Origin of the sequence: Microvirga subterranea, from assembly GCF_003350535.1 — a bacterium.
GTDB classification, from domain to species: domain Bacteria; phylum Pseudomonadota; class Alphaproteobacteria; order Rhizobiales; family Beijerinckiaceae; genus Microvirga; species Microvirga subterranea.
The window spans coordinates 2,501-3,645 of record NZ_QQBB01000028.1 but is presented as its reverse complement, the minus strand read 5'-3'; the positions used below and the strand labels follow the sequence as shown (position 1 = coordinate 3,645).

The following is a 1,145-nucleotide window of genomic DNA, read 5'->3' as shown; positions in this document are numbered from 1 at the left end:
GGTCTATCCCAACAAGGGGCCATAGCTCAGCTGGGAGAGCGCCTGATTTGCATTCAGGAGGTCGTCGGTTCGATCCCGTCTGGCTCCACCAGTTGTCCGAAAAGTCTGAAAAGAGCTTTCGTGCTGTGTTCTTGCGAAGAACGCGGCGCGGATGTTTGACATCGTAAAGAGGGAACACATTCGGCAATCGCGGCAACAAAAGTCCGCGAGAACCAGCCATGGCCCGCAGCCATGTGCGCCGGGTGTGTTCGGCAAGCAAATGTCTTTGATCCGAGAGGGTCGAAGACAGGTCTTTCTTGGATCGTGTCCGGTCTTTGCCGAGCGGACACCGATCATAAGAGTAATCAAGTGTCGTAAGAGCATCTGGTGGATGCCTTGGCGCTGAGAGGCGATGAAGGACGTGGTACGCTGCGATAAGCCTTGGGGAGCTGCGAACGAGCTTTGATCCAAGGATCTCCGAATGGGGAAACCCACCTTCGACCCTTTGTATTGTGAGCGCAGGAGAGATCCTGTGTTTGCACTACGGAGGGTCAGATGAAGGTATTAAACCCTGAATCCATAGGGGTTTAAAGCGAACCCGGGGAACTGAAACATCTAAGTACCCGGAGGAAAGGACATCAAACGAGACTCCGTTAGTAGTGGCGAGCGAACGCGGACCAGGCCAATGCCTGTGAGATCTTCACCGGAACCGCATGGAAAGGCGGGCGAGACGGGTGATAGCCCCGTACGGATAAGAGTGATCACGGGATATGAGTAGGGCGGGACACGTGAAATCCTGTCTGAACATGGGGGGACCACCCTCCAAGCCTAAGTACTCCTCAGCGACCGATAGTGTACTAGTACCGTGAGGGAAAGGTGAAAAGCACCCCGACGAGGGGAGTGAAACAGTTCCTGAAACCGGATGCTTACAAACAGTGGGAGCTCAAGGTTCGTCCTGGGTGACCGCGTACCTTTTGTATAATGGGTCAGCGACTTAAAGTAACGAGCAAGCTTAAGCCGATAGGTGGAGGCGCAGCGAAAGCGAGTCTGAACAGGGCGTTTTGAGTTCGTTGCTTTAGACCCGAAACCGGGTGATCTAGCCATGAGCAGGTTGAAGGTGCGGTAACACGCACTGGAGGACCGAACCGGTGCCTGTTGAAAAAGTC

1 tRNA gene and 1 rRNA gene (1 of these 2 cut by a window edge) are annotated in these 1,145 nt (G+C 54.3%); both read left to right on the top strand.

Going from position 1 to position 1,145, the window contains the following annotated elements:
• The first annotated feature begins 15 nt into the window (after positions 1 to 15).
• Positions 16 to 91, top strand: a tRNA-Ala gene (locus tag DES45_RS24565).
• Between the two features lie 251 nt (positions 92 to 342).
• Positions 343 to 1,145, top strand: a 23S ribosomal RNA gene (locus DES45_RS24560) (it continues 2,005 nt past the right edge of the window).